At 43.4% G+C, this 818-nt stretch carries 1 pseudogene; it reads right to left on the bottom strand.

Features of this window, described 5'->3' with window-relative positions:
• Positions 1 to 818, bottom strand: a pseudogene (locus NMM13_RS10030) (hypothetical protein); the annotation flags it as partial.

Raw genomic sequence — 818 nt, 5'->3', positions numbered from 1 at the left:
TCTGCATTGGTAATTGTTGCAGTTGCTTGGACTTTCACGCCAGTTGCAGTTCCAACGAAGTCTTTTTCAGGAGTGAAGGTTACTGCTCCTGTAGTAGGATCGATTGTGTAAGTTCCTTCACCTGCTACTGTTACAGTTGTTTCATCGGTTGGTTGACCTGTTGCAGGGTCAATCAATTTCTTACTTGTAATTTGAGCAGTTTCATCGTTACTTAATGCAAATGTAGGAGTCTCTGTTTGAGGAACATTTTGAATGTCTTCAGAAACTTTATTTGTTGGAGTAAGAGTAACTGGATTTACAGTTGGTGTGTAAGTTGCAGAAGCTTTGCTTCCGTTCTTATCTTCACGAACAACTGTTATGGCTGGTGCAGTACCAGTAAAGCTTGGGTCTGGAACAAATGTAACAGTACCGTCTGCTGCTACTGTATAAGTACCAACGCCATCTACTGTCTTAGTAGTTGAGCCATCGTCAAATGTTGCAGCAACATCATCATTCATCGGCACACGACTGTTACCTTCAGTGAATACAGGCTTACCAGTTTGTGTAGCACCTTGAACACCTGTTGTTTCAGCTGGTGTTGCTGTTGGGGTTACTGGTGTTACGGTTGGTGTGTAAGTCGCTGAAGCCTTAGATCCATTCATGTCTTCACGAACAACCGTTACAGCTGGCGCAGTTCCGACAAATGATTTCTCAGGAACGAAGGTTACGGTTCCATCTGCAGCTACTGTGAAAGTACCTACACCGTCTACAGTCTTGGTTGTTGAACCATCTTCGAAAGTTGCTGGAACATTTTCATTGATGGCTACTGTCTTCTCAAC

The sequence above is a fragment of the Streptococcus sp. CF8_St5-11 genome, assembly GCF_024295625.1.
In the GTDB taxonomy this organism is placed as follows: domain Bacteria; phylum Bacillota; class Bacilli; order Lactobacillales; family Streptococcaceae; genus Streptococcus.
The sequence above is the reverse complement of the archived record's forward strand: the minus strand, read 5'-3'. Positions and strand labels throughout refer to the sequence as shown.